18 protein-coding genes and 1 pseudogene are annotated in these 22,916 nt (G+C 73.7%); 13 read left to right on the top strand and 6 right to left on the bottom strand.

Annotated elements, in window-relative coordinates; translation table 11 throughout:
* The first annotated feature begins 236 nt into the window (after positions 1–236).
* The 7 genes from QC029_RS14640 (at position 237) to QC029_RS14610 (ending at position 8,080) form a co-directional block, all read left to right on the top strand.
* Entirely contained in the window at positions 237–920 is a 684-nt protein-coding gene (locus QC029_RS14640) for a response regulator (protein ID WP_279556074.1), read from the top strand.
* A gap of 137 nt (positions 921–1,057) precedes the next feature.
* A complete protein-coding gene (locus tag QC029_RS14635) occupies positions 1,058–3,817 on the top strand; it encodes a DNA translocase FtsK (RefSeq protein ID WP_279556073.1) in 2,760 nt (919 codons plus the stop codon).
* A 187-nt stretch (positions 3,818–4,004) separates the two neighbouring features.
* Positions 4,005–4,814, top strand: coding sequence for a helix-turn-helix domain-containing protein (locus QC029_RS14630; RefSeq protein WP_279556072.1), 810 nt, complete (start codon positions 4,005–4,007; stop codon positions 4,812–4,814).
* Between the two features lie 49 nt (positions 4,815–4,863).
* On the top strand, positions 4,864–6,372 hold the full coding sequence (rimO, locus tag QC029_RS14625) for a 30S ribosomal protein S12 methylthiotransferase RimO (RefSeq protein WP_279556071.1): 1,509 nt from the start codon (positions 4,864–4,866) through the stop codon (positions 6,370–6,372).
* Entirely contained in the window at positions 6,369–7,013 is a 645-nt protein-coding gene (gene pgsA / locus QC029_RS14620) for a CDP-diacylglycerol--glycerol-3-phosphate 3-phosphatidyltransferase (RefSeq protein WP_279556070.1), read from the top strand. Before rimO ends, pgsA begins: the two co-directional genes overlap by 4 nt.
* 55 nt (positions 7,014–7,068) lie before the next feature.
* Positions 7,069–7,602 (top strand): CinA family protein, encoded by a 534-nt coding sequence (locus tag QC029_RS14615; protein WP_279556082.1) that lies wholly within the window; start codon positions 7,069–7,071, stop codon positions 7,600–7,602.
* Between the two features lie 94 nt (positions 7,603–7,696).
* Entirely contained in the window at positions 7,697–8,080 is a 384-nt protein-coding gene (locus QC029_RS14610; protein ID WP_093663381.1) for a helix-turn-helix domain-containing protein, read from the top strand.
* Positions 8,081–8,193: 113 nt separating this feature from the next.
* Here the strand turns inward: QC029_RS14610 and QC029_RS14605 are convergent, their stop codons facing one another.
* Both QC029_RS14605 and QC029_RS14600 read right to left on the bottom strand, forming a co-directional pair.
* Positions 8,194–9,018: an Fpg/Nei family DNA glycosylase gene (locus QC029_RS14605; RefSeq protein WP_279556069.1), complete on the bottom strand. Its 825-nt coding sequence runs from the start codon at positions 9,016–9,018 to the stop codon at positions 8,194–8,196.
* Between the two features lie 113 nt (positions 9,019–9,131).
* A complete protein-coding gene (locus QC029_RS14600) occupies positions 9,132–13,943 on the bottom strand; it encodes a DEAD/DEAH box helicase (protein ID WP_279556068.1) in 4,812 nt (1,603 codons plus the stop codon).
* A gap of 134 nt (positions 13,944–14,077) precedes the next feature.
* Between QC029_RS14600 and QC029_RS14595 the strand changes: the two genes are divergently transcribed.
* From QC029_RS14595 to recX, 6 genes and pseudogenes are all read left to right on the top strand, one after another.
* Positions 14,078–14,929 carry an AraC family transcriptional regulator gene (locus tag QC029_RS14595; protein WP_279556067.1) on the top strand — a complete coding sequence of 284 codons (852 nt, stop codon included), beginning with the start codon at positions 14,078–14,080 and terminating at the stop codon, positions 14,927–14,929.
* Positions 14,930–15,100: 171 nt separating this feature from the next.
* On the top strand, positions 15,101–15,799 hold the full coding sequence (locus QC029_RS14590) for an AzlC family ABC transporter permease (RefSeq protein WP_279556081.1): 699 nt from the start codon (positions 15,101–15,103) through the stop codon (positions 15,797–15,799).
* Between the two features lie 5 nt (positions 15,800–15,804).
* Positions 15,805–16,113, top strand: a complete 309-nt coding sequence (locus QC029_RS14585) for an AzlD domain-containing protein (RefSeq protein ID WP_279556080.1) — start codon at positions 15,805–15,807, stop codon at positions 16,111–16,113.
* A gap of 40 nt (positions 16,114–16,153) precedes the next feature.
* Positions 16,154–16,348 carry a DUF3046 domain-containing protein gene (locus QC029_RS14580; protein ID WP_093663386.1) on the top strand — a complete coding sequence of 65 codons (195 nt, stop codon included), beginning with the start codon at positions 16,154–16,156 and terminating at the stop codon, positions 16,346–16,348.
* 227 nt (positions 16,349–16,575) lie between these two features.
* Positions 16,576–17,706: a recombinase RecA gene (gene recA, locus QC029_RS14575; protein WP_279556066.1), complete on the top strand. Its 1,131-nt coding sequence runs from the start codon at positions 16,576–16,578 to the stop codon at positions 17,704–17,706.
* A pseudogene (recX, locus tag QC029_RS14570) lies at positions 17,707–18,240 on the top strand (recombination regulator RecX); the annotation flags it as partial. It abuts the gene before it with no gap.
* A 382-nt stretch (positions 18,241–18,622) separates the two neighbouring features.
* On the opposite strand, the gene QC029_RS14565 reads toward recX, so the two are convergent.
* The 4 genes from QC029_RS14565 to QC029_RS14550 all read right to left on the bottom strand — a co-directional run bounded on the left by QC029_RS14565 (position 18,623) and on the right by QC029_RS14550 (position 22,893).
* Positions 18,623–20,185, bottom strand: coding sequence for an FAD-dependent monooxygenase (locus tag QC029_RS14565; protein WP_279556065.1), 1,563 nt, complete (start codon positions 20,183–20,185; stop codon positions 18,623–18,625).
* Positions 20,186–20,380: 195 nt separating this feature from the next.
* Positions 20,381–21,289, bottom strand: coding sequence for an amino acid ABC transporter permease (locus QC029_RS14560; protein ID WP_279556064.1), 909 nt, complete (start codon positions 21,287–21,289; stop codon positions 20,381–20,383).
* Positions 21,286–21,960: an amino acid ABC transporter permease gene (locus tag QC029_RS14555; RefSeq protein ID WP_279556063.1), complete on the bottom strand. Its 675-nt coding sequence runs from the start codon at positions 21,958–21,960 to the stop codon at positions 21,286–21,288. The genes QC029_RS14560 and QC029_RS14555 overlap by 4 nt, the downstream gene beginning before the upstream one ends.
* Positions 21,961–22,059: 99 nt before the next feature.
* Complete coding sequence (locus QC029_RS14550) at positions 22,060–22,893, bottom strand: glutamate ABC transporter substrate-binding protein (protein ID WP_279556079.1); 834 nt, start codon at positions 22,891–22,893, stop codon at positions 22,060–22,062.
* Between the last annotated feature and the right edge of the window lie 23 nt (positions 22,894–22,916).

Genomic DNA, 22,916 nt, shown 5'->3' with positions numbered 1-22,916 from the left:
GGTTCCGTGGTCGGTGATGCGCCGACGGAGTGCGACGCATTAGGTGTGGAAATGCTGCAATCGGGGAACCTTCGGGTCTCTCACAGCGTTTCAGGTACGTGCACAGTGACATCACGGTGACAGGGTGTGGTGGGCCGCGAGGTGGGGCTACCATGACCGGCACAAGGACGGGCGGCGCAAAGGAGTCGTTGCCAGTGGCGGCGTCCAGAGCGCTGCCGGGGCGAGGAGGACGGGCCATGGTGCAGAAGGCCAAGATCCTCCTGGTCGATGACCGGCCGGAGAATCTGCTGGCGCTGGAGGCCATCCTCTCCGCGCTGGACCAGACGCTGGTGCGGGCATCGTCAGGGGAGGAGGCGCTCAAGGCGCTGCTCACGGACGACTTCGCGGTCATCCTGCTGGACGTGCAGATGCCGGGCATGGACGGTTTCGAGACCGCCGCCCACATCAAGCGGCGCGAGCGCACCCGGGACATCCCGATCATCTTCCTCACGGCCATCAACCACGGCCCGCACCACACCTTCCGCGGCTACGCGGCCGGCGCGGTGGACTACATCTCCAAGCCGTTCGACCCGTGGGTGCTGCGGGCGAAGGTGTCGGTCTTCGTCGACCTGTACATGAAGAACGTTCAGCTGCGCGAGCAGGCCGCCCTGTTGCGGCTCCAGGTGGAGGGCCGGCGCTCCGACGAGGACGGCGCCAAGGGTCCGGGCTCCACGGGGCTGCTGGCCGAACTCTCCGCGCGGCTGGCGGCGGTGGAGGAACAGGCCGAGGCGCTCTCCAAGCACCTGGACGAGTCCTCGGACGCCGCGGCCGTCGCCACGGCCGCCCACCTGGAGCGCAAACTCACCGGCCTGCGGCGGGCGCTCGACGCCCTCGAGCCGGGCAACGGCGGACGGCCGGCCTCGCTTCCGTCGCAGAACTGACGCACCGGCAGCCGGGCCGGAGCGAGGCGGCCCGACGAGGCGGCACCCCACCGCGCCCGCGCGCCGGCCGCACACCCGTCCCACCGGCCGCACGGGCGTCCGTGTCTTGCGGGCCTGTCGCGGGTAATCTCGGCACCATGGCCTCACGTACGTCCGGCAAGGCCGCCAAGAAGGCGCCCGCGAAGAAGGCTCCCGCCAGGAAGGCCCCGGCGTCGAGGTCTGCCGCGCCCAGGAAACCGGCGGCGGGGAGGGCGGTGAAGAAGACGGCGGCGAAGGCGCCGCCGAGACCCGCGCCGTCACCCACGAACGCCGTCTTCCGTCTGGTGCGCGCCGTCTGGCTCGGCGTCGCGCACACCGTCGGCGCGCTGTTCCGCGGGGTGGGCCGCGGCGCCAGGGGGCTGGACCCGGCGCACCGCAAGGACGGGGTCGCGCTGCTGCTGCTCGGCATCGCCCTGGTGGTCGCGGCCGGCACCTGGTCCAGTCTGCAGGGCCCGGTCGGCGAGCTGGTCGGGATGCTGGTGACCGGAGCCTTCGGCCGGATGGACCTGGTGGTGCCGGTGCTGCTGGGCACCGTCGCCGTGCGGCTGATGCGGCATCCGGAGAAGCCGGAGGCCAACGGACGCATCGTCATCGGGCTCTCCGCGCTGGCCGTCGGCGTGCTCGGGCTGGTGCACATCGCCTGCGGCTCGCCCGGGCGCGGCGAGGGCCACGAGGCGGTGCGCGACGCGGGCGGCATGATCGGCTGGGCCGTCTCCCAGCCGCTGATCCTCACCGTCAGCGCGGCCCTGGCCGTACCGCTGCTGCTGCTGGTGACCGTCTTCGGCCTGCTCGTCGTCACCGCCACCCCCGTCAACGCCATCCCCCAGCGGCTGCGCCAACTGGGCGTACGGCTCGGCCTGGTGGCGGAGGACGCCGGGACCCGCGGCGGACGGGAGGCGTACGGCGAGCACGGCGGGTACGGCGGGTACGGCGAGTACGCAGAGGAGGAGCCCCGGCCGCGGCGGGCGAGGCTCCGCAAGGACGACGACGACGCGTTCCGGGCCGAGAAGGAGGCGCTGGACGGCCGCCGCCGCGCCCGCCGCTCCCCGCGCGCCGCGGACGGCTCGCCCGGCGCGGTGGACGTGGCCGCCGCCGCGGCGGCCCAGCTGGAGGGCGCCGTCCTGCACGGCGTGCAGCCCTCGCCGCTGGTCGCCGACCTCACCAGCTCGGTCCGGGCCGAGCGGGACGAGCGGGAGCGCGGCGAGCAGGACGGGTACGAGCCGTCCGGCGCCCCGGTCCCCGTCCCCGGCCGCCGCGCGGCACGCGACGGGCGGACCGCCCCGGCGGCGGACCTGACCTCCGTACCGGACCTGACCAAGGCCCCGGCCGAGCCGCCCGCCGGCAGCCTGCCGCCGCGCGCCGAGCAGCTCCGGCTCGCCGGGGACGTCACCTACGCGCTGCCGTCGCTGGACCTGCTGGAGCGCGGCGGCCCGGGCCGTACCCGCAGCGCCGCCAACGACGCGGTCGTCGAGTCGCTGACGACCGTCTTCTCCGAGTTCAAGGTGGACGCCGTCGTCACCGGCTTCACCCGCGGTCCGACGGTCACGCGCTACGAGGTGGAGCTGGGCCCGGCGGTGAAGGTCGAGAAGATCACCGCCCTGGCCAAGAACATCGCCTACGCCGTGGCCAGCCCGGACGTGCGGATCATCAGCCCGATCCCCGGCAAGTCGGCGGTCGGCATCGAGATCCCCAACACCGACCGGGAGATGGTCAACCTCGGCGACGTGCTCCGGCTGGCGGAGGCGGCCGGCGACGACCACCCGCTGCTGGTCGGGCTCGGCAAGGACGTCGAGGGCGGCTACGTCACGGCCAACCTGGCGAAGATGCCGCACATCCTGGTGGCCGGCGCGACCGGCTCCGGAAAGTCCTCCTGCATCAACTGCCTGATCACCTCGGTGATGCTGCGGGCCACCCCCGAGGAGGTCCGGATGGTGCTGGTGGACCCCAAGCGGGTGGAGCTGACGGCGTACGAGGGCATCCCGCACCTGATCACCCCGATCATCACCAACCCCAAGAAGGCCGCCGAGGCGCTGCAGTGGGTCGTGCGCGAGATGGACCTGCGCTACGACGACCTCGCCGCCTACGGCTTCCGCCACATCGACGACTTCAACGCGGCGGTGCGCGCCGGCAGGGTCAAGGCGCCCGAGGGCAGCGAGCGCGAGCCGGCCCCGTACCCGTACCTGCTGGTCATCGTGGACGAGCTGGCCGACCTGATGATGGTCGCCCCCCGCGACGTGGAGGACGCGATCGTGCGGATCACCCAGCTCGCGCGGGCCGCGGGGATCCACCTGGTGCTCGCCACCCAGCGTCCCTCCGTCGACGTCGTCACCGGGCTGATCAAGGCGAACGTGCCCTCGCGCCTGGCCTTCGCCACCTCCTCGCTCTCCGACAGCCGGGTCATCCTCGACCAGGCCGGCGCCGAGAAGCTGATCGGCAAGGGAGACGGCCTCTTCCTGCCGATGGGGGCCGGCAAGCCCACCCGAATGCAGGGCGCCTTCGTGACGGAGGACGAGGTCGCCGCCGTCGTGGGGCACTGCAAGAAGCAGATGGCCCCGGTCTTCCGCGACGACGTCACGGTCGGGCAGGGCAGGAAGAAGGAGGTCGACGAGGAGGTCGGCGACGACCTCGACCTGCTGTGCCAGGCGGCCGAGCTGGTGGTCAACACGCAGTTCGGCTCCACCTCAATGCTCCAGCGCAAGCTGCGGGTGGGGTTCGCCAAGGCGGGCAGGCTGATGGACCTGATGGAGTCGCGCGGGGTGGTCGGACCGAGCGAGGGGTCCAAGGCGCGGGACGTTCTGGTCAAGCCCGATGAGCTGGACGACGTACTCGCGACGATCCGCGGGGAAACTCACTCGTAGGAATGAGCTAGGCAACCGTTCCCCCTGGCAAAACGTCAACGTGGAGGAGGGCGCGGTCCGTGTTCACCGATGGGCGTCACGGCCATCCCTATGGCGGACAGACTCCCTCCGCCCGCTTGCCCCACCCTTCCGCGACCCCTCTAGACTGAACATCCAGCAGGTGGCTACACGCTCGAAAGGCGCCCTCGTGTCCATCGGCAACTCTCCCCCAGAAGACCGGCCTTCCGTCGGTCAGGCGATCCAAAAGGCCCGTATCGACGCGCGACTGACGGTGGACGAGGTCAGTGCGACCACCCGTGTGCGCGTCCCGATCGTGCACGCCATCGAACAGGACGACTTCTCCCGTTGCGGAGGCGACGTCTACGCCCGCGGCCACGTCCGCACCCTCGCCAAGGCCGTCGGTCTCGATCCGGACGAGCTGGTGGCGCAGTACGACGCCGAGCATGGCGGGCGTCCGGCGCCCACCCCCGCGGCGGCCCTCTTCGAGGCCGAGCGCATCCGCCCCGAGCCGAGCCGCCCCAACTGGACCGCCGCCATGGTCGCCGCGATCGTGGCGGTGGTGGGCTTCGTCGGCTTCACCCTCTTCAGCGGCGGCGACGAGCCGGCGCGCACCCCGGTGGCCCAGGACGGTCCCTCGTCGGGGCCCACCGGCGAACCGAATCCGGCCAAGCCCGCCGATCCCAAGCCCGACCCGGACCCGTCCGTCTCCGAGAGCGCCATCGCCGCCGCGCCCGCCGACAAGGTGACGGTCAAGCTGGTCGCCGAGGGCGGCCAGAGCTGGTTCTCGGCCGAGGCCCACAACGGGCGGCTGCTGGAGGAGGGCGTCCTCAGGGACGGCGACTCCAGGACCTTCACCGACGACAAGCGGATCGACCTGGTGCTCGGCAACGCCGGCGCGGTCACCCTCTTCGTCAACGGCAAGGAGGTCGACAAGGTCGGCGAGGTCGGCCAGGTGCAGCGCGTCAGCTACACCAAGGGAGATCCGGAGCAGGGGTGACGCAACCCTGGCGGCGGGCGGGCCGGCCGGGACGAAGTAGGCTGAGCCCATGCCCGAACGCCGTACCGTCGCTCTCGTCACCCTTGGATGCGCCCGCAACGAGGTGGACTCGGAGGAGCTCGCAGGCCGTCTGGCGGCGGACGGCTGGGAGCTCGTCGAGGAAGCCGCCGACGCGGACGTCGCCGTCGTCAACACCTGCGGCTTCGTCGAGGCCGCCAAGAAGGACTCCGTAGACGCCCTGCTGGAGGCCAACGACCTCAAGGACCACGGCCGCACCCGGGCCGTGGTCGCGGTCGGCTGCATGGCCGAGCGCTACGGCAAGGAGCTGGCCGAGGCGCTGCCGGAGGCCGACGGGGTGCTCGGCTTCGACGACTACACCGACATCTCCGACCGGCTCCGGACGATCCTCTCCGGCGGCGCCCACGTCCCCCACGTCCCGAGGGACCGCCGCAAACTGCTGCCGATCAGCCCGGCGGAGCGGCAGGGCGCCGCCGTCGCGCTGCCCGGCCACGGGGACGCCGCCGCGGCCGATGCGGCCCCCGCCGACCTGCCCGCCGGGGTGGCCCCCGCCTCGGGCCCGCGGGCGCCGCTGCGCAGACGGCTGGACAGCAGCCCGGTCGCCTCGGTGAAGCTGGCCTCCGGCTGCGACCGGCGGTGCTCGTTCTGCGCCATCCCCTCCTTCCGCGGCGCCTTCGTCTCCCGGCGCCCCTCGGACGTGCTGGGCGAGACCCGCTGGCTGGCCGAGCAGGGGGTGAAGGAGATCATGCTGGTCTCCGAGAACAACACCTCCTACGGCAAGGACCTCGGCGACATCCGCCTGCTGGAGACGCTGCTGCCCGAGCTGGCCGCCGTGGACGGCATCGAGCGGATCCGGGTGAGCTACCTGCAGCCCGCCGAGATGCGGCCCGGGCTGATCGACGTCCTGACCGGCACGGAGAAGGTCGCCCCCTACTTCGACCTCTCCTTCCAGCACTCGGCCCCCGGCGTGCTGCGCGCCATGCGGCGCTTCGGCGACACCGACCGCTTCCTCGAACTGCTGGACACCATCCGCTCCAAGGCCCCGCAGGCGGGCGTCCGGTCGAACTTCATCGTGGGCTTCCCCGGCGAGAGCGAGGCGGACCTCGCGGAGCTGGAGCGTTTTCTGGTCGCGGCGAGGCTGGATGCGATCGGAGTCTTCGGGTACTCGGACGAGGAAGGTACCGAAGCGGCGACCTACGAGCACAAGACCGACCCCGAGGTGGTGGCCGAACGGCTGGCCCACGTCTCGCGGCTCGCCGAGGAGCTGACCGCGCAGCGCGCGGAGGAGCGCGTCGGCGAGACCGTACGGGTACTGGTCGAGTCGGTGGACGAGGAGGACGGTCCGGTCGGGCGGGGGGCGCACCAGGCCCCCGAGACCGACGGGCAGACGTTCCTCACCGGCCTCACCGGCTCCTCGCAGCTCTCCGCGGGACAGATGGTCGAGGCGAAGGTGGTGGCGACCGAGGGTGTGGATCTCATTGCCGAGCCGCCCCCAGACGCCGTCTGGGGGTGCCCCGAGAGTGAGGAGGCGGGAACATGACGGACATCCCGGCCTCCGCCGCGAGTGGTGGACCCATGGCGAAACCGAAGACCGCCGCCGTCCGTACGGTGAGCCTGTGGAACATCGCGAACATCCTCACCATGGTGCGGCTGCTCCTGGTGCCGGCCTTCGTGCTCCTGATGCTCGCCGACGGGGGGCACGACCCGGCCTGGCGCTCCTTCGCCTGGGCGGCCTTCTCCATCGCGATGATCACCGATCTCTTCGACGGCGAGCTGGCGCGGCGGTACAACCTGGTCACGGACTTCGGCAAGATCGCCGACCCGATCGCGGACAAGGCGATCATGGGCGCGGCGCTGATCTGCCTGTCGGCCCTCTCCGACCTGCCGTGGTGGGTCACGGGAGTGATCCTCTTCCGGGAGATCGGCATCACCGTGATGCGCTTCTGGGTGATCCGACACGGCGTCATCCCGGCCAGCCGCGGCGGGAAGATGAAGACCCTCGCCCAGGGGATCGCCGTGGGGATGTACATCCTGGCCCTGACCGGCCCGCTGGCCACGCTGCGCTGGTGGGTGATGGCCGCGGCGGTGGCGCTGACGGTCGGCACCGGTCTGGACTACGTACGGCAGGCGCTGGTCCTGCGGCGCGCCGGACTGGCGGCGGAGCGTGCCCGTGAGCACTGAGACGGAGAGCGAGCCCGGAGCCGCTCCGGACGGCGGCACCACCGGGACCAGGGAGATCACCGCACAGGCGCTGAAGCTGCTGGCGGACCGCGGTCAGACCGTCGCCGCCGCCGAGTCGCTGACCGGAGGGCTCGTCGCGGCCGAACTGACCGCCGCTCCCGGCGCCTCGGCGACCGTGCGGGGCTCGGTGACGGCCTACGCCACCGAGGTCAAGCACGAGGTCCTCGGGGTGGACGGGGAGCTGCTGCGGGAACGGGGCGCGATCGACGCCGAGGTGGCCCGTCAGATGGCGGCGGGTGTCAGACGCGTGCTGGGCACGGACTGGGGCGTGGCGACGACCGGGGTGGCCGGCCCGGAGACGCAGGACGGCAAGCCGGTGGGCATGGTCTACGTGGCGGTCGCCGGACCGGAGGAGGCCGGCCGGGGGACCCGCCCCGTGGCGCTGCGGCTGAGCCTCGACGGCGACCGGACCGAGATCCGCGACGGAAGCGTACGTGCCGTCATCCAGTTGCTCTTGAGCGAACTCATGGAAAATGCGCCGACAAAGGATACGGAACACGGTGGGGGGAAGGGATGTTTGCAGCCCTGAGTGAACACAGCATCGCTCCCCGCACGGCCGCGGTCGTAGGCGGTACGGTGGGGCAAGAAGGATCCGGGTCAGCGGTCCTAGGAGGGAGCCACCGATGATTCTGCTCCGTCGCCTGCTGGGTGACGTGCTGCGTCGGCAGCGCCAGCGCCAGGGCCGGACCCTGCGCGAAGTCTCCTCGTCCGCCCGGGTGTCGCTCGGCTACCTCTCCGAGGTCGAGCGGGGGCAGAAGGAGGCTTCCTCCGAACTGCTCGCCTCGATCTGCGAGGCGTTGGACGTGCGGATGTCCGAGCTGATGCGGGAGGTCAGCGACGAGCTGGCGCTCGCGGAGCTGGCGCAGTCCGCGGCGAGCGACACGGTTCCCGCGCCGATGCGCCGTCCCGTTCTCAACCCGGTGACCGTGACGTCCGTCACGGAACGCTCGGGGGAGCGGGTGACCATCAAGGCGCCGACGGAAGCCGTGGACGTGGTCGCCGCCTGATCGGCGCAGCCCGAGGCACACGCTGCGAGAGTCGTCACGGGCCCGGCCCGGTACGCGGAAGCGCGACCGGGCCGGGCCCGTGACGTGCCGCGCGACGGCGCGGGGCGGAGCGTTCAGGCCGACGGGGCCGTTCGGGCCCCCGGGGGCGACGACGGCCCCGTCTGGCAGCCGGGACACCAGTAGGCCACCCGCTGTCCGTCGGAGGGGCCGGGCACCCATGTGCGGATCGCCGTGCCGCAGCGCATGCACGGCCTGCCCGCCCGGCCGTACACCCACAGGTTCCGGCCGGCGCGTACGTCGCCGGTGGTGACGCGCAGGCTGCGCGCTTTGTTGACCTCCAGCAGCTTCCTGGCCAGAGCCGTCAGGCGCTCGGGGGAGGGGACCTCGCCGATCGGCAGCCAGGGGGTGACCCTGCCCAGGAAGCAGAGCTCCGCCGCGTAGATGTTGCCGATCCCGGCCAGGTTGCGCTGGTCGAGCAGGGCCTCCCCGACCGGGCGGGCGGGGTCGGCCAGCAGGCGCCGCAGGGCCTCCGCCCCGTCCCAGTCGGGGCCGAGGAGGTCCGGGCCGAGGTGGCCGACGGCCCTGTCCTCCTCGGAGGTGCGCAGCAGCTCCAGGACGGGGAGGCGGTAGCCCACGGCGGAGCGGGCGGCGGTGGCGAGGACGGCACGGATCTGGTGGCCGGGGCCGCCGCTCCACCGCCGGCCGGAATCGTAGATCCGCCAGGCGCCGTCCATCCGCAGGTGGGAGTGGAGCGTCAGGCCGCCCTCGAAGCGGGTGAGGAGGTGTTTGCCGCGCGCGGTGGTCTCCAGCACCTCCCGACCGGTGAGGTCGACGGTGGCGAGCCGGGGCACGCGCAGGTCGCAGCGGACGAGCGGCGCTCCCGACAGCGCCCGGTGCAACTGCCGGGCGGTGCGCCAGATCGTGTCTCCCTCGGGCATCCGGCCGGCCCTCCCTCACCCGTCGCGCCTCACGTCCGCTCTTCGACCGCTTCCCGCCGCTCCCGCTGTGACACGCCTCCCCGGCCTCCCCGCGCCGTCACACCGCCGCGCCGTCACGCGCGCAGCCGCAGCCCGCGCGGGGTGGCGTGGAAGCCCGCCGCCTCCAGGGCGCCCCCCACGGGGGAGGTCAGGGCCGGGGAGCCGTTGACGCGCTCCACGGTGACGGTGCCCAGCATTCCGCGGCGCGCGGCGTCGGCCAGCGCCTCGACCGCGGCGTTCAGCGAGGGCCCCTCGGTCCGCCAGGCCAGGAGCGACCTGCCGCCGCGCTCGACGTAGAGGACCAGTTCGCCGTCGACCAGGACGACCAGGGAGCCCGCCTTGCGGCCCGGCTTGTGGGCGGCGGCCGTCCTGCCGCCGCTGCCGCCGCCGTCGGAGGCTCCCGGAGCGGGGGCGGACGGCGGTTCGGGCCAGGGCAGGGCGGCGCCGTAGGCGTTGGCGGGGTCGGCGGCGGCGAGGACGGCGGTGCGCGGACGGGCGCCCTCGGGCTTCTCGCGGGCCGTGCTGATCGCGCGCAGCCGGTCCACCGCGCCGTCCACGGCGAACTGCGCGGCGCCCAGCCCCTCCACCACGTAGCCGCGGCGGGCCTGGCCGCTCTCCTCGAAGACCGAGAGCACGCGGTAGGCGGCCGAGAAGCCGCCCTCGACCCCCTCGGCGGCGACCGCGCCCCGGGTGACCACGCCGTGCCGGTCGAGGAGGGTGCGGGCCAGGGCGTGGGCGCGGTGGGTGGGGTCGGTCTCCCGCTCGGGCAGCAGCGACCAGCGGCCTGCGACCGTCGGCGGCCCGCTCCGGAAGGCGGCCGGGCGGCGGGAGGCGCCGGGGGACACGGCGGGGAACGCTGCGGGGGACGCTCCCGGGGACGCTCCCGGGGACAGGGCCGCCAGGGAGCCGTACCGGCCGCGGGGGGTGCTCCGCCGGGCGCGGTGCGCCGTGGCCCCCGCGGTGCGGCCGGAGCCCAGCAGGGCGCGCAGCGGGGCGAGGGTGTCGCCCGTGAGCCGGCCGGACCAGGCCAGGTCCCAGACGGCCTCGGCCAGCTGGGGATCGGGCACCTCGTGCCCGGCGGCGCGCACCCGTTCGGCGATCTGCCGGAAGAACAGGCCGTACCCGCCCGAGAGCGCGTCCAGGACCGCCCGGTGCAGCGGGGTGGGCTCCAGGGGGAGGGCCTCGGGCAACAGCAGGGGGGCGCTGTCGGCGAGGTGGAGGCGGATCCATCCGTCCTTGCCGGGCAGCGCGCCCGCGCCCGCCCAGAGCACCTCCCCGGTGGCGGTCAGCTCGTCCAGCATGGCCGGGTGGTAGTCGGCGACCCGGGAGGGCAGGACCAGCCTCTCCAGGGCGGAGGCGGGTACGGGGGCGCCCTGCAACTGCTCGACGGCGCGCAGCAGCCCGTCGATGCCGCGCAGGCCGCCGGCCCCGGTTCCCAGGTGCTGCCACTGGGGCAGGAACGCGGCGAGCGAGGCGGGCGGCACCGGCTCCAGCTCCTGGCGCAGCGCGGCCAGGGACCGGCGGCGCAGCCGCCGCAGCACGCCCGTGTCGCACCACTCCTGCTCGGTTCCCGAGGGGTGGAACTCGCCCCGGGCCACGCGGCCGGCCGCCGCCAGCCGGTGCAGCGCGCCGTCGGCCACCGCCGTGCCCAGGCCGAAGCGCTCGGCGGCCCGGGCCGTGGTGAACGGGCCGTGGGTGCGGGCGAACCGGGACAGCAGGTCGCCCAGCGGGTCGGCCACGGGCTCGGTGAACGCCTCGGGCACGCCGACGGGGAGCGCCGCGCCCAGCGCGTCGCGCAGCCGCCCGGCGTCCTCGATCGCCGCCCAGTGCTCCCGGCCCGCGACGCGGACGCGGATGGCGCGGCGGGCGTGTTCCAGCTCCCGCGCCCACTCCGGCTCGGCGCCCCGCTCGGCCAGCTCGTCGTCGGTGAGCGGACCCAGCAGGCGCAGCACGTCGGCCACGCCCTCGGCGTCCTTGATCCGGGGGACCCCGTCGCCGGTGCCTCCGCCGGGCAGCCACTGCAGCTCGCGCTCCAGCTCGGCCAGCACCTCCGGATCGAGCAGCTCGCGCAGCTCGGCCCGGCCCAGCAGCTCGGCCAGCAGCCGGGAGTCCAGCGACAACGCGGCGGCGCGGCGCTCGGCGAGCGGGGAGTCGCCCTCGTACAGGTACTGCGCGACGTACCCGAACAGCAGGGAGCGGGCGAACGGGGACGGCTCGGGCGTGGTGACCTCCACCAGGCGCACCCGGCGCGACTCGACGTCGCCCATGAGCTCGGCCAGCCCGGGCACGTCGAAGACGTCCTGGAGGCACTCGCGCACCGCCTCCAGGACGATCGGGAACGATCCGAACTCGCCGGCCACCTGGAGGAGCTGGGCGGCGCGCTGGCGCTGCTGCCACAGGGGGGTGCGCCGGCCGGGATCGCGGCGGGGGAGCAGCAGGGCGCGGGCGGCGCACTCGCGGAAGCGGGAGGCGAACAGGGCCGAGCCGCCGACCTGGTCGGTGACGACCCGCTCCACCTCGTCCCGGTCGAACAGGACGTCGGCGGCGCCGACCGGGGGCTGGTCGGGGTCGTGGCCCGGGGCGGCGGGGAGGCCGCCGGCGCCCGGAGCCGCGGCGGGGTCCGTGCCGAAGTCCCCGTCGAAGCCCCCGCCGGGACCGAAGTCCATCAGGTCGGTGTCGGGCAGACGCAGCACGATGCCGTCGTCGGCGTGCATCACCTGCGCGTCCATGCCGAACCGCTCGTTCAGCCGCGCTCCCAGCGCCAGCGCCCAGGGCGCGTGCACCTGGGCCCCGAAGGGGGAGTGGACGACGATCCGCCAGTCGCCCAGCTCGTCGCGGAAGCGCTCCACGACGATCGTGCGGTCGTCGGGGACGTGACCGCAGGCCTGCCGCTGCTCGTCCAGGTAGGCCAGGACGTTGTCCACGGCCCACCCGTCCAGCCCGGCCGCCGCCAGCCGCTCCCGGGCGGCCTCCGGCGACAGGCCGCCGACCTCGCGCAGGAAGGCGCCCAGCGCGCGGCCCAGCTCCAGCGGCCGGCCGAGCTGGTCGCCCTTCCAGAACGGCAGCCGCCCGGGGACCCCGGGGGCTGGGGTGACCAGGACGCGGTCGCGGGTGATGTCCTCGATGCGCCAGCTGGTGGTGCCGAGGGTGAACACGTCGCCCACGCGCGACTCGTAGACCATCTCCTCGTCCAGCTCGCCGACCCGGCCGCCGCCCTTCTTCGGGTCGGAGCCGGCGAGGAAGACGCCGAACAGCCCGCGGTCGGGGATCGTCCCGCCCGAGGTGACCGCCAGCCGCTGCGCCCCCGGGCGCCCGCCGACGGTGTGGGCGACGCGGTCCCACACCAGGCGGGGGCGCAGCTCGGCGAAGGCGTCGGACGGATAGCGCCCGGCGAGCATGTCCAGCACGGCGGTGTACGCCGACTCCGGCAGCGACGCGAAGGGCGCGGCGCGCCGTACGACCGCGAGCAGCTCGTCGACGTCCCAGGTGTCCATCGCGGTCATGGCCACGAGCTGCTGCGCCAGCACGTCCAGCGGGTTGGAGGGGACGCGCAGGGCCTCGATGGCGCCCTCGCGCATCCGCTCGGTGACCACCGCGGCCTGCACCAGGTCGCCCCGGTACTTGGGGAAGACCACCCCGGACGAGACCGCGCCCACCTGGTGCCCGGCGCGGCCCACCCGCTGGAGCCCGGAGGCGACCGAGGGCGGGGACTCGACCTGGACCACCAGGTCCACCGCGCCCATGTCGATGCCCAGCTCCAGGCTGGAGGTGGCCACCACGGCCGGCAGGCGCCCCGCCTTGAGGTCCTCCTCGACCTGGGCCCGCTGCTCCTTGGAGACCGAGCCGTGGTGGGCGCGGGCCAGCACCGGCGGCGCACCCCCGGCGGCCCCGGAGCCCCCCATCAGCTCGGCGGGGGAGTGGTGCTCGGGCAGGGACTCGCCGGTGGTCCGCTCGTAGGCGATCTCGTTCAGCCGGTTGCACAGCCGCTCGGCCAGGCGGCGGGAGTTGGCGAAGACGATCGTGGAGCGATGGGCCTGGACGAGGTCGGCGATCCGCTCCTCCACCGACGGCCAGATCGACGGCCGGTCCCCCTGGCCGCCGGGCCCCTCGCCGCCCGCGTCCCGCACCGGCGAACCGCCCAGTTCGCCCATGTCGGGCACGGGCACCACGACCGACAGGTCGAACTCCTTGCCCGAGGGAGGCTGGACGACGTGGGCGCCGCGCCGGGGGGAGAGGAAGCGCGCCACCTCGTCCACCGGCCGCACCGTCGCCGACAGCCCGATGCGGCGGGCCGGGCGGTCCAGCAGCTCGTCCAGCCGCTCCAGGGAGAGCGCCAGGTGGGCGCCGCGCTTCGTGCCCGCCACGGCGTGCACCTCGTCCAGGATCACCGTCTCGACGCCGCGCAGGGCCTCGCGGGCCGCGGAGGTGAGCATCAGGAAGAGGGACTCGGGCGTGGTGATCAGGATGTCCGGCGGGCGCCGGACCAGCGCGCGGCGCTCGGCCGCCGGGGTGTCCCCGGAGCGGACGCCGACCCGGATGTCGGGCTCGGGCAGCCCCAGCCGCACCGACTCCTGGCGGATGCCGGTCAGCGGGCTGCGCAGGTTCCGCTCGACGTCCACCGCCAGCGCCTTCAGCGGCGACACGTACAGCACCCGGCAGCGGCGGACCGGGTCGGCGGGCGGAGGCGCGGACGCCAGCCGGTCCAGGGAGGCGAGGAAGGCGGCCAGCGTCTTGCCGGAGCCGGTCGGCGCGACGACCAGGACGTCGCGCTCCTCGGCGATCGCCCGCCAGGCTCCCTCCTGGGCGGCGGTGGGAGCGTGGAACGCCCCCGCGAACCACGAGCGGGTCGCGGGGGAGAAGGTGTCGAGAGCCGGTGCCCGGTCCATGGCCTCCATCGTGCACCCCGGCACTGACACCGCGGTACCGACACCGCCACACCGCGGCACTGCCACACCGCGGCACCGGTGCTTCCGCCGGGCCCCGGCGGGAGCGCCGCGCACGGCCCCGCACAATGGAGCGCATGGGCACGGAGGAGTGGGCGCGGCACTGGCGGTACGACCGCCTGCCGGACATGGACCTGCTGCGCGCCCGCTACATACGGCACACCTTCCCCCTGCACGCCCACGACGGCTACGTGTTCGGGGCCATCACCGGCGGTGTCGAGGAGGTCGGCCTGCCGCAGGGCGCGGAGCGGGTCGGGGCCGGGTCCGTCGTCATGATCAACCCGGAGGTGGCGCACACCGCGCGTGCCGGGGCCCCCGAGGGCTGGGCGTACGCCACGCTCTACCCCGCGGCCGGCACGGTCGCTGCCATCGCCGCCGAGAGCACGGCCATCCGGGGCACGGTGGGGTTCGCCGAGCCGGTCGTGCACGATCCGGAGGCCGCACGCCTGATCACCGAGGTGCACCGGGCCGCCGAGCAGGGCAACGCCCTGGCCGCCGACACCCTGCTGCGGGTCGCCGTCACCCGGCTGCTGCGCCTGCACGGCGGCGCGCTCCCCGCGCGTACGGTCCGCACCGCGGGCGCGCGCAAAGCGGCGCGCGCCCGCGAAATCCTCCTGGAGCGGATGACGGACCCGCCCACCCTGGAGGGGCTCGCCGCGGAACTGGGGGCCAGCCCGTTCTCACTGCTGCGCGCCTTCCGGGAGCGGTACGGCATGCCGCCGCACGCCTGGCTGACCAACGCCAGGGTCCGCCGCGCCCGCCGCCTGCTGGAGGAGGGGACGCCGCCGGCCGAGGCGGCCGTCGCCGTCGGCTTCACCGACCAGCCGCACCTGGGGCGCCACTTCCGACGGATCGTCGGCGTCCCGCCCGGCGCCTACCAGCGCGAACGCGCAAGAACGTACAAGACGGGGCAGCGGGACCGCGCCTAGGGTCGTGTCGTGCCACAGAGGAACCAGACCGTCCGGACCCACCCGACAGAGGAGGGCGCGCCCGCCGCGCCACCGCCCGCCGACGGCGGTCGCAGCGACGGAGGTCGCAGCGCCGGAGGGGGTGGCGGCACGGGCGGCACCGGCGGCACCGGCGGCACCGATGACAGGGCCGTGGTCCGCGACGCCCTCGGCGTCGGCGTCGCCGTGGGCCTGTCCGGCTTCGCCTTCGGGGTCACCTCCGCCGGCGCCGGACTGGGCCTCGCGCAGACCTGCGCGCTCAGCCTGCTCGTCTTCACCGGAGCGTCGCAGTTCGCCCTGGTGGGAGCGCTCGCCGCGGGCGGCAACCCGCTCACCGCCGCGGCCGGGGCCTTCTTCCTCGGCACCCGCAACGCCTTCTACGGGCTGCGGCTCTCCACGCTGCTGCGGCTGCCGCGCGCGGTGCGGCCGCTGGCCGCCCAGCTGGTCATCGACGAGACCTCCCTGGTGGCCCTCGCCCAGCGCGACCGGCGCGCGGCCCGGATCGGCTTCACCGTCACCGGCGTCACCCTCTACCTGCTGTGGAACCTCACCACGCTGCTCGGCGCGCTGGGCGCCGCCGCGCTCGGCGACACCGACGCCTGGGGGCTGGACGCGGCCGGCCCGGCCGTCTTCCTGGCGCTGCTCGCCCCCATGCTGCGGACGGCGGCCGAGCGCGCCACCGCGGGGCTCGCGGTACTACTGGGCCTGGGACTCCTGCCGATCCTCCCGGCCGGCGTCCCGGTGCTGGTGGCAGCCCTCGCCGCGCCCCTGGTGCTGCTGGCCCGGGGACGGCGGGGCGAAGGGGGCAAAGAGGATGAGGGGGACGAGGGAGACGAAGGGGAGGCCCGGTGAATCCGGTGGGAGTGTGGATCGCCATCGGGGTGACGGCCGTCGGCTGCTACCTCGTCAAGCTGCTCGGGCTGTCGGTGCCGGCCGGTGCGCTGGAGCGCCCGCTGGTGCGGCGCCTGGCGGCCCTGCTGCCGGTCGCGCTGCTGGCGGCGCTCACCGCGCAGCAGACCTTCGGCGGCGACGGCGGTGCGCTGGTGGCCGACGCCCGCGCGGGAGGTCTCGCGGCGGCGGCGGTCGCGCTGGTGCTGCGCGCGCCCTTCCTGGTGGTGGTGGCCGCCGCCGTCCTGGTCACCGCGGGGCTGAGGGCCCTGGGGTAGGCGTTTCCCCCGTCCGGCCGGAGGGACGGATACTGGGGGGATGCGGTTGACGGTCTTCTGGGAGCGGATGGCGGCCCACTTCGGTGAGGCGTACGCCGACTCCTTCGCACGTGATCACGTGATGTCCGAGCTGGGCGGCCGGACGGTCCACGAGGCCCTGGAGGCTGGGTGGGGGGCGAAGGAGGTCTGGCGCGCGGTCTGCGTGGCCGTGGACGTGCCCGCCGAGCTCAGGTGAGCCCCGAAGCGGGTGCGCGCCGACCGGCGATGATCCGCTGAAATAGCCTCTGAGCTGCGGTTTCTCCGGTTTTCCACAGGGCTTCGGGGCGACTTGACACAAAAATCGAACAGCCATTCTCATGGAGGGGCCGGGCTGCCGGGAACGGCATCCGGGCCGATTGTCAGTGGCAGGCGCTAGCGTCTTCAGATGTGAAGCGATCGACTCAAGCAAACCGGGTGGCACCCATGGCAGGAAACGACCGCGAGAAGGCGCTCGACGCCGCGCTCGCACAGATTGAACGGCAGTTCGGCAAGGGCGCCGTGATGCGCCTCGGCGAGCGGCCGAACGAGCCCGTCGAGGTCATCCCGACCGGGTCGACCGCTCTGGACGTCGCCCTCGGCGTGGGCGGCCTGCCGCGCGGCCGGGTGGTGGAGGTCTACGGCCCGGAGTCCTCCGGCAAGACCACCCTGACCCTGCACGCGGTGGCCAACGCCCAGCGGATGGGCGGCACGGTCGCCTTCGTGGACGCCGAGCACGCGCTGGACCCGGAGTACGCCAAGCGGCTGGGCGTGGACGTGGACTCCCTGATCCTGTCCCAGCCCGACAACGGCGAGCAGGCGCTGGAGATCACCGACATGCTGATCCGCTCCGGCGCCCTGGACCTGATCGTGATCGACTCGGTGGCGGCGCTGGTGCCGCGCGCCGAGATCGAGGGCGAGATGGGCGACTCCCACGTCGGTCTGCAGGCCCGGCTGATGAGCCAGGCGCTGCGGAAGATCACCGGCGCGCTCAGCCAGTCCAAGACCACCGCGATCTTCATCAACCAGCTCCGCGAGAAGGTCGGCGTGATGTTCGGGTCGCCGGAGACGACCACCGGTGGCCGGGCGCTGAAGTTCTACGCCTCGGTGCGGCTGGACATCCGCCGGATCGAGACGCTCAAGGACGGGACCGAGGCGGTGGGCAACCGCACCCGGGTGAAGGTGGTCAAGAACAAGGTGGCGCCGCCGTTCAAGCAGGCGGAGTTCGACATCCTGTACGGCATCGGCATCAGCCGGGAGGGCGGGCTGATCGACATGGGGGTGGAGCACGGCTTCATCCGCAAGTCGGGGGCCTGGTACACCTACGAGGGCGACCAGCTGGGGCAGGGCAAGGAGAACGCCCGCAACTTCCTGCGCGACAACCCCGACCTGGCCAACGAGATCGAGAAGAAGATCAAGGAGAAGCTCGGCATCGGACCGAAGACCGAGGCCCCCGAGAGCGAGCCGGGCGCGGACGCGGCCGGCGCCGAGGAGGCCCCGGCCGCGGCGGCGAAGACGGTGCCCGCGCCGGCGACGCGCGCCAAGGCGGTCAAGAGCACCGCAGCGGCCAAGAGCTGAGCCGTGGCGGGACGTCAGGGGGAGCCACCGGCCGATCCGGAGGAGCGGGCGCGGGCGATCTGCCTGCGCCTGCTCACCGGGACGCCGCGCACCCGCGGGCAGCTCGCCGAAGCACTGCGCAAACGGGAGATTCCCGAGGACGTGGCCGAGTCGGTGCTGTCCCGGCTGGAGGACGCCGGGCTGATCGACGACGCGGCGTTCGCCGACGCCTGGGTGGAGTCCCGGCACCACGGCCGGGGGCTCGCCCGCCGGGCCCTCGCCCGCGAACTGCGGAACAAGGGCGTGGACTCCACCCTCATCGACAACGCGGTGGAGCAACTGGAACCGGAGCAGGAGGAGCGGACCGCCCGCGCTCTGGTGGAACGCAAACTGCGCGCCACCCGGGGACTGGAGCGCGACAGGCGGCTGCGCCGGCTCGCCGGGATGCTCGCACGCAAGGGGTACTCCGAGGGGCTGGCCCTGCGGGTGGTCCGTGAAGCCCTGGAGGCGGAGGGGGAGGACACGGAGGACTACCCCCTGTACGGCACGGACTGAATCCGTGCGGCGGGGAGCGAACGCACCGCCGTAACCGGACGGACCGTGCCGGAGAACCACGGCGGGACGCTGCGCCACGCCGCGCCGGGAGCAGCGCGGCCCACCGGAGTTCAGAGGGTCAGACTGTTTCCGCCGACGGCGGGCCGCCGGGCCGGAAGTCCGCGAGCGCGGCTCCCGGGACGCGGGGCTGTGTCGCCTGCCGTCCTCCGGGAGCGCGTACGGCCGCCGCCTCGGCCGCCGCTCGTTCCCCGTCTCCGGCACCCGGCACCCGGCACCGCACCGCGTGCGGCGCCGGGTGCCGGAGACGGGGGCGGGAGGGCCGGCCGGACCGCCGCAGGCCGGCGCCGTCCGTTCCACGCAGCCGAGGCCCCGCGCCCGGAGGTCAGGGGCCCGTCGCGGCCGTCTCCCCGGCCGGGGCGCCGCGCACCGCCTCGACACAGGCACGCAGTTCGCCGGTCCCGGCGCCCGGCAGCGCGGTCACCAGATGCCCGTCCGGGCGGATCACCAGAGCGGTGTGGGCGACCGCGCCCGGATAGCCCTCGGTCACCAGCAGTTCGGCGGGCACCGGCAGCCGCTCCACCACGGAGGCCAGTTCCGGCATCAGCCCGGCCGACAGCCAGTGGCGGCTGTCCCACACATGGGTGCCGGGCGCGACCAGCAGCACCAGCAGATCGCGTCCCAGCCGCTCCCACAGCCGGCCCCGCGTCCCGTCCAGGGCCGTCACCGGTACGTCCCGCACGGGCGAGCCCGGCTCGGTCCCGACCGCGAGCGCGCCGGGCACCGCGTCCCGCCCCGGTGCCAGCGGCGAACGCCCGTAGCAGGGGGGCGCGCCCAGCGGCCCCCGCCCCAGATGCCCGTCCGTCAGCAGTTCCAGGTGCCCCCGCGAGGCGCCGGGCAGCAGGGTGCGCAGCCCCCCGCCCCCGCGTACCAGCGGCAGCGCCTGGTCGAGGGCGCGCAGCCGGGCCCCCACCGCACCGCGGCGCTCGGCCTCGTAGCTGTCGAGCAGTTCCTCCGGAGCCCGGCCGTTCCGGCACAGCGCCAGCTTCCAGGCCAGGTTGGCCGCGTCCCGCAGTCCCTCGTCGACCGGCTGGGTGCCCAGCGCCCCCAGCAGGTGCGCCGCGTCCCCGGCCAGGAAGGCCCGGCCCGAGCGCCAGTGCCGGGCCAGCCGCTGGTGGGAGATGTGCACGCCGGTGTCCAGCAGTTCGTAGGGCGGGACCTCCTCGCACCACGCGGACAGCGTGTCGCGTATCCGGGCGAGCAGCGCGTCGGGGGTGACCAGGTCGCCGCGCGGCGGCAGCAGCCAGTCCAGCCGCCACACCCCGTTCGGCAGCGGGCGCGCCACCACCTCGTCCTCGCCGCCGGGAACGTCGCGGTGCAGCAGCGCCTCGCCGTCCCAGGGCAGTTCCACGCGCAGGGCCGCCACCGCGTGCCGCTCGACGGAGGTGCGCCCGGGGAAGCGGATCCCCAGCAGCTTGCGCACCGTGGAGCGGGCGCCGTCGCAGCCCACCAGATGACTGCCGCGCCACCAGGTGCCGGCGGAACCGGGGACGCCGCGGGTGTGCGCCGACACCCCCCGGCCGTCCTGCTCCAGTTCGTCCAGGCGGGCCCCGGTGACGACCTCGGCCAGCGGTTCCCGCTCCAGCGCGGCGCGCATGCTCCGCTCCAGCGCGTACTGCTGTATGTGCACCGGCGAGGTCCGGGAGTCCAACTCCACCCGCCGCACCGGCTGGTGCCGCCGCTCGGTGCGCCACGCCGCCCACCGGGAGCCGCCCAGCGTCGCCGCGTACGCCGCCGTGTCCGGCCGCAGGACGCAGGTGCGCGCCGTGCGCTGCTCGACCTCGCCGTCACCGCCGTCGAGCACCACCGACGGGACGTCGTGGCGCGCGAGCGCCAGCGCCAGCGCGAGACCGACCGGTCCCGCGCCGACGACGATCACCGGGTCCACGACGGGCGGCCCTCGCAGTTCTCACGGTCCGGGGAGGGAAGGGGGGTTGGAGCCGATGGAGCCGATGGAACCCGGTGCACGATCACACATCGTATGCCAACCCACTGCCTGTGCCCCCGTCAAGCGACGGGGGCACAGGCAGTGGGCACACAGGGGGCACGGCGGGCGCGCGCGGAAGGCGGGAGCGGTGTGCGGCTACTTCCGGGCGGGGGGCTCGACATGGGGCTCGTCGAACTCCATCTCCGTGTCGGCGCCGCCGTGCAGGACGGCGCCGGTCGTCCGCTTGCCGCGCCGGAGCCGGCCCTCGAGCCAGCTCGCGAAGCTGGTGAGCAGGAAGTTCAGCAGGATGAAGATCAGCGCGACCACGGTGAAGGCGGCGATGGTGTTGGCGCCGTAGTTGGCCGTGATCACCCGCACCTGGCTCAGCAGTTCGGAGTAGCCGAGCACCGCGCCGCCCAGGGCGGTGTCCTTCACGATCACCACGAGCTGGCTGACCAGTGCCGGCAGCATCGCCGTGACCGCCTGCGGCAGCAGCACGTAGAGCATGATCTGGCTCTTGCGCATGCCGATGGCCTTGGCCGCGTCCGTCTGGCCCGAGGGCAGCGACAGGATGCCCGCCCGCACGATCTCGGCGATGACCGAGGAGTTGTAGAGCACCAGGCCGGTCACCACGGCGTACAGCGGGCGCACCTCGGAGTCGATGTCGGTGAACTGCGCGTACGCCTGGTTGGCGAAGACCATCATCAGCAGCACCGGGATGGCGCGGAAGAACTCCACCACCGTGCCGACCGGCCGGCTGATCCACCGGTGCTCCGACAGCCGCCCGATGCCGAACAGGGCGCCCAGCGGAAGGGCGATGGCGATGGACAGCGCCGCGGCCTTGAGGGTGTTCAGCAGCCCGGGGATCAGATACGTCGTCCACACCCGGGAGTCGGTGGCGAACGGGCTCCACTTCTCCGCGGCGAGCTGGTTCTTGTCGGCCATCGTGTCCAGCACCCACCACAGGACGAGCCCGAGGAGGACGAGGAAGACCGCCGAGTAGACCAGGTTGCGGGCCCTGGCGCGCGGTCCCGGCGCGTCGTAGAGAACGGACAGGTCACTCATCGCTTCACCGCCACGCGCTTGCTCACCCAGCCCAGCAGCATGCCGGTCGGGAGGGTCAGGACAACGAACCCGAAGGCGAACACCGCGAAGACCAGGAAGATGGCGTCGCTCTCGACCTCCACCATCTCCTTCATCAGCAGTGCGGCTTCCGACACCCCGATGGCCGCCGCCACGGTCGTGTTCTTGGTCAGGGCGATCAGCACGTTCGCCAGGGGCGCCACGACCGAACGGAACGCCTGCGGGAGGACGATCAGGGTCAGCACCTGGAAGAAGCCGAGCCCCAGCGCGCGCGCCGCCTCCGCCTGGCCGACGGGCACCGTGTTGATGCCCGAGCGCAGCGCCTCGCACACGAAGGTGGCGTGGTAGGCGATCAGGCCGAGCACCGCCAGCCGGAAACCGATCTCCTTGGAGTCGCCGCCGGCCAGGGTGATCCCCAGCGTCGAGTACAGGCCCAGGGACGTGGCCACGATGATCACCGTCAGCGGGGTGTTCCGCACGGCGTTGACGTAGACGGTGCCGAAGGTCCGCATCAGTGGTGTGGGACCGACCCGCATGCCGGCCAGGATCGTCCCCCAGATCAGGGAGCCGATCGCCGAGTAGAAGGTGAGCTGCACCGTCACCCAGAAGGCTCCGAGCACGTCGTACTGCCCGGAATCAAGAAAGTCGAACACGTTCTCCCGCGCTCTCGCCTCGTCGGATGGCGTCTCGTCGGACGGCGTCGGAAGGCGCGGCGCGCCGCCCCGGACGGGCGGCGCGCCATCCTGCCCCCGTCAGCTCTTCTCGGTGATCTCCGGGGCCGACTCGTAGTCGTAGTTGGCCGGGCCGAAGTGCTTGTCGGCGGCCTTCTCCCAGGAGCCGTCCTCGACCATCTTGGTGAGGGCGTCGTTGATCTGCTGCTGCAGCTCGGTGTCGCCCTTCTTCAGGCCGATGCCGTAGGACTCGTCGCTGAGGCTGAGGCCGGCGAGCTTGAACTTGCCCTGGTGCTCCTTCTGCGCCGCGTAGCCGGCCAGGATGGAGTCATCGGTGGTCAGGGCGTCGACGGCCTTGTTCTCCAGGCCGGTCAGGCACTCCGAGTAGCCGCCGTACTCCTGCAGGTCGGCCTTCGGCGCGAACTTGTTCTTGACGTTCTGCGCGGAGGTGGAGCCGGTGACCGAGCAGAGCTTGAGCTCCTTGGTGTTCAGCTCGTCCTTGTTCCACGTGGAGTCGTCGTCGGCGCGGACCAGGAAGTCCTGGTGGGCGAGGAAGTACGGACCGGCGAAGTCGACCCGCTCCTTGCGCTCGTCGGTGATCGAGTAGGTGGCGACGATGAACTTCACGTCACCGTTGGAGATCATGTTCTCCCGCTCGGCGCTGGGGGCCTCCTTCCAGGTGATGTCCTTCTCCTCGTAACCCAGCTCCTTGGCGACGTACTTGGCCACGTCCACGTCGAAGCCCGTGTACTCGCCGTCCTGGGTCTTCAGGCCCAGACCCGGCTGGTCGAACTTGATGCCGATGGTGATCTTGTCGCCGTCGGAGCCGCTGTCACCGCCGCCGCCGCACGCGGTGGCGGTCAGGGAGAGGACGAGAGCGGTGGCGGCCACGAGGCCGGACTTGCGGAGGGTCATGGTGAACATCCCTGGAGTCGTAG

The sequence above is a fragment of the Streptomyces sp. DH37 genome, assembly GCF_029813835.1.
GTDB lineage: Bacteria > Actinomycetota > Actinomycetes > Streptomycetales > Streptomycetaceae > Streptomyces.
This window is presented reverse-complemented; position numbering and strand designations above follow the sequence as displayed.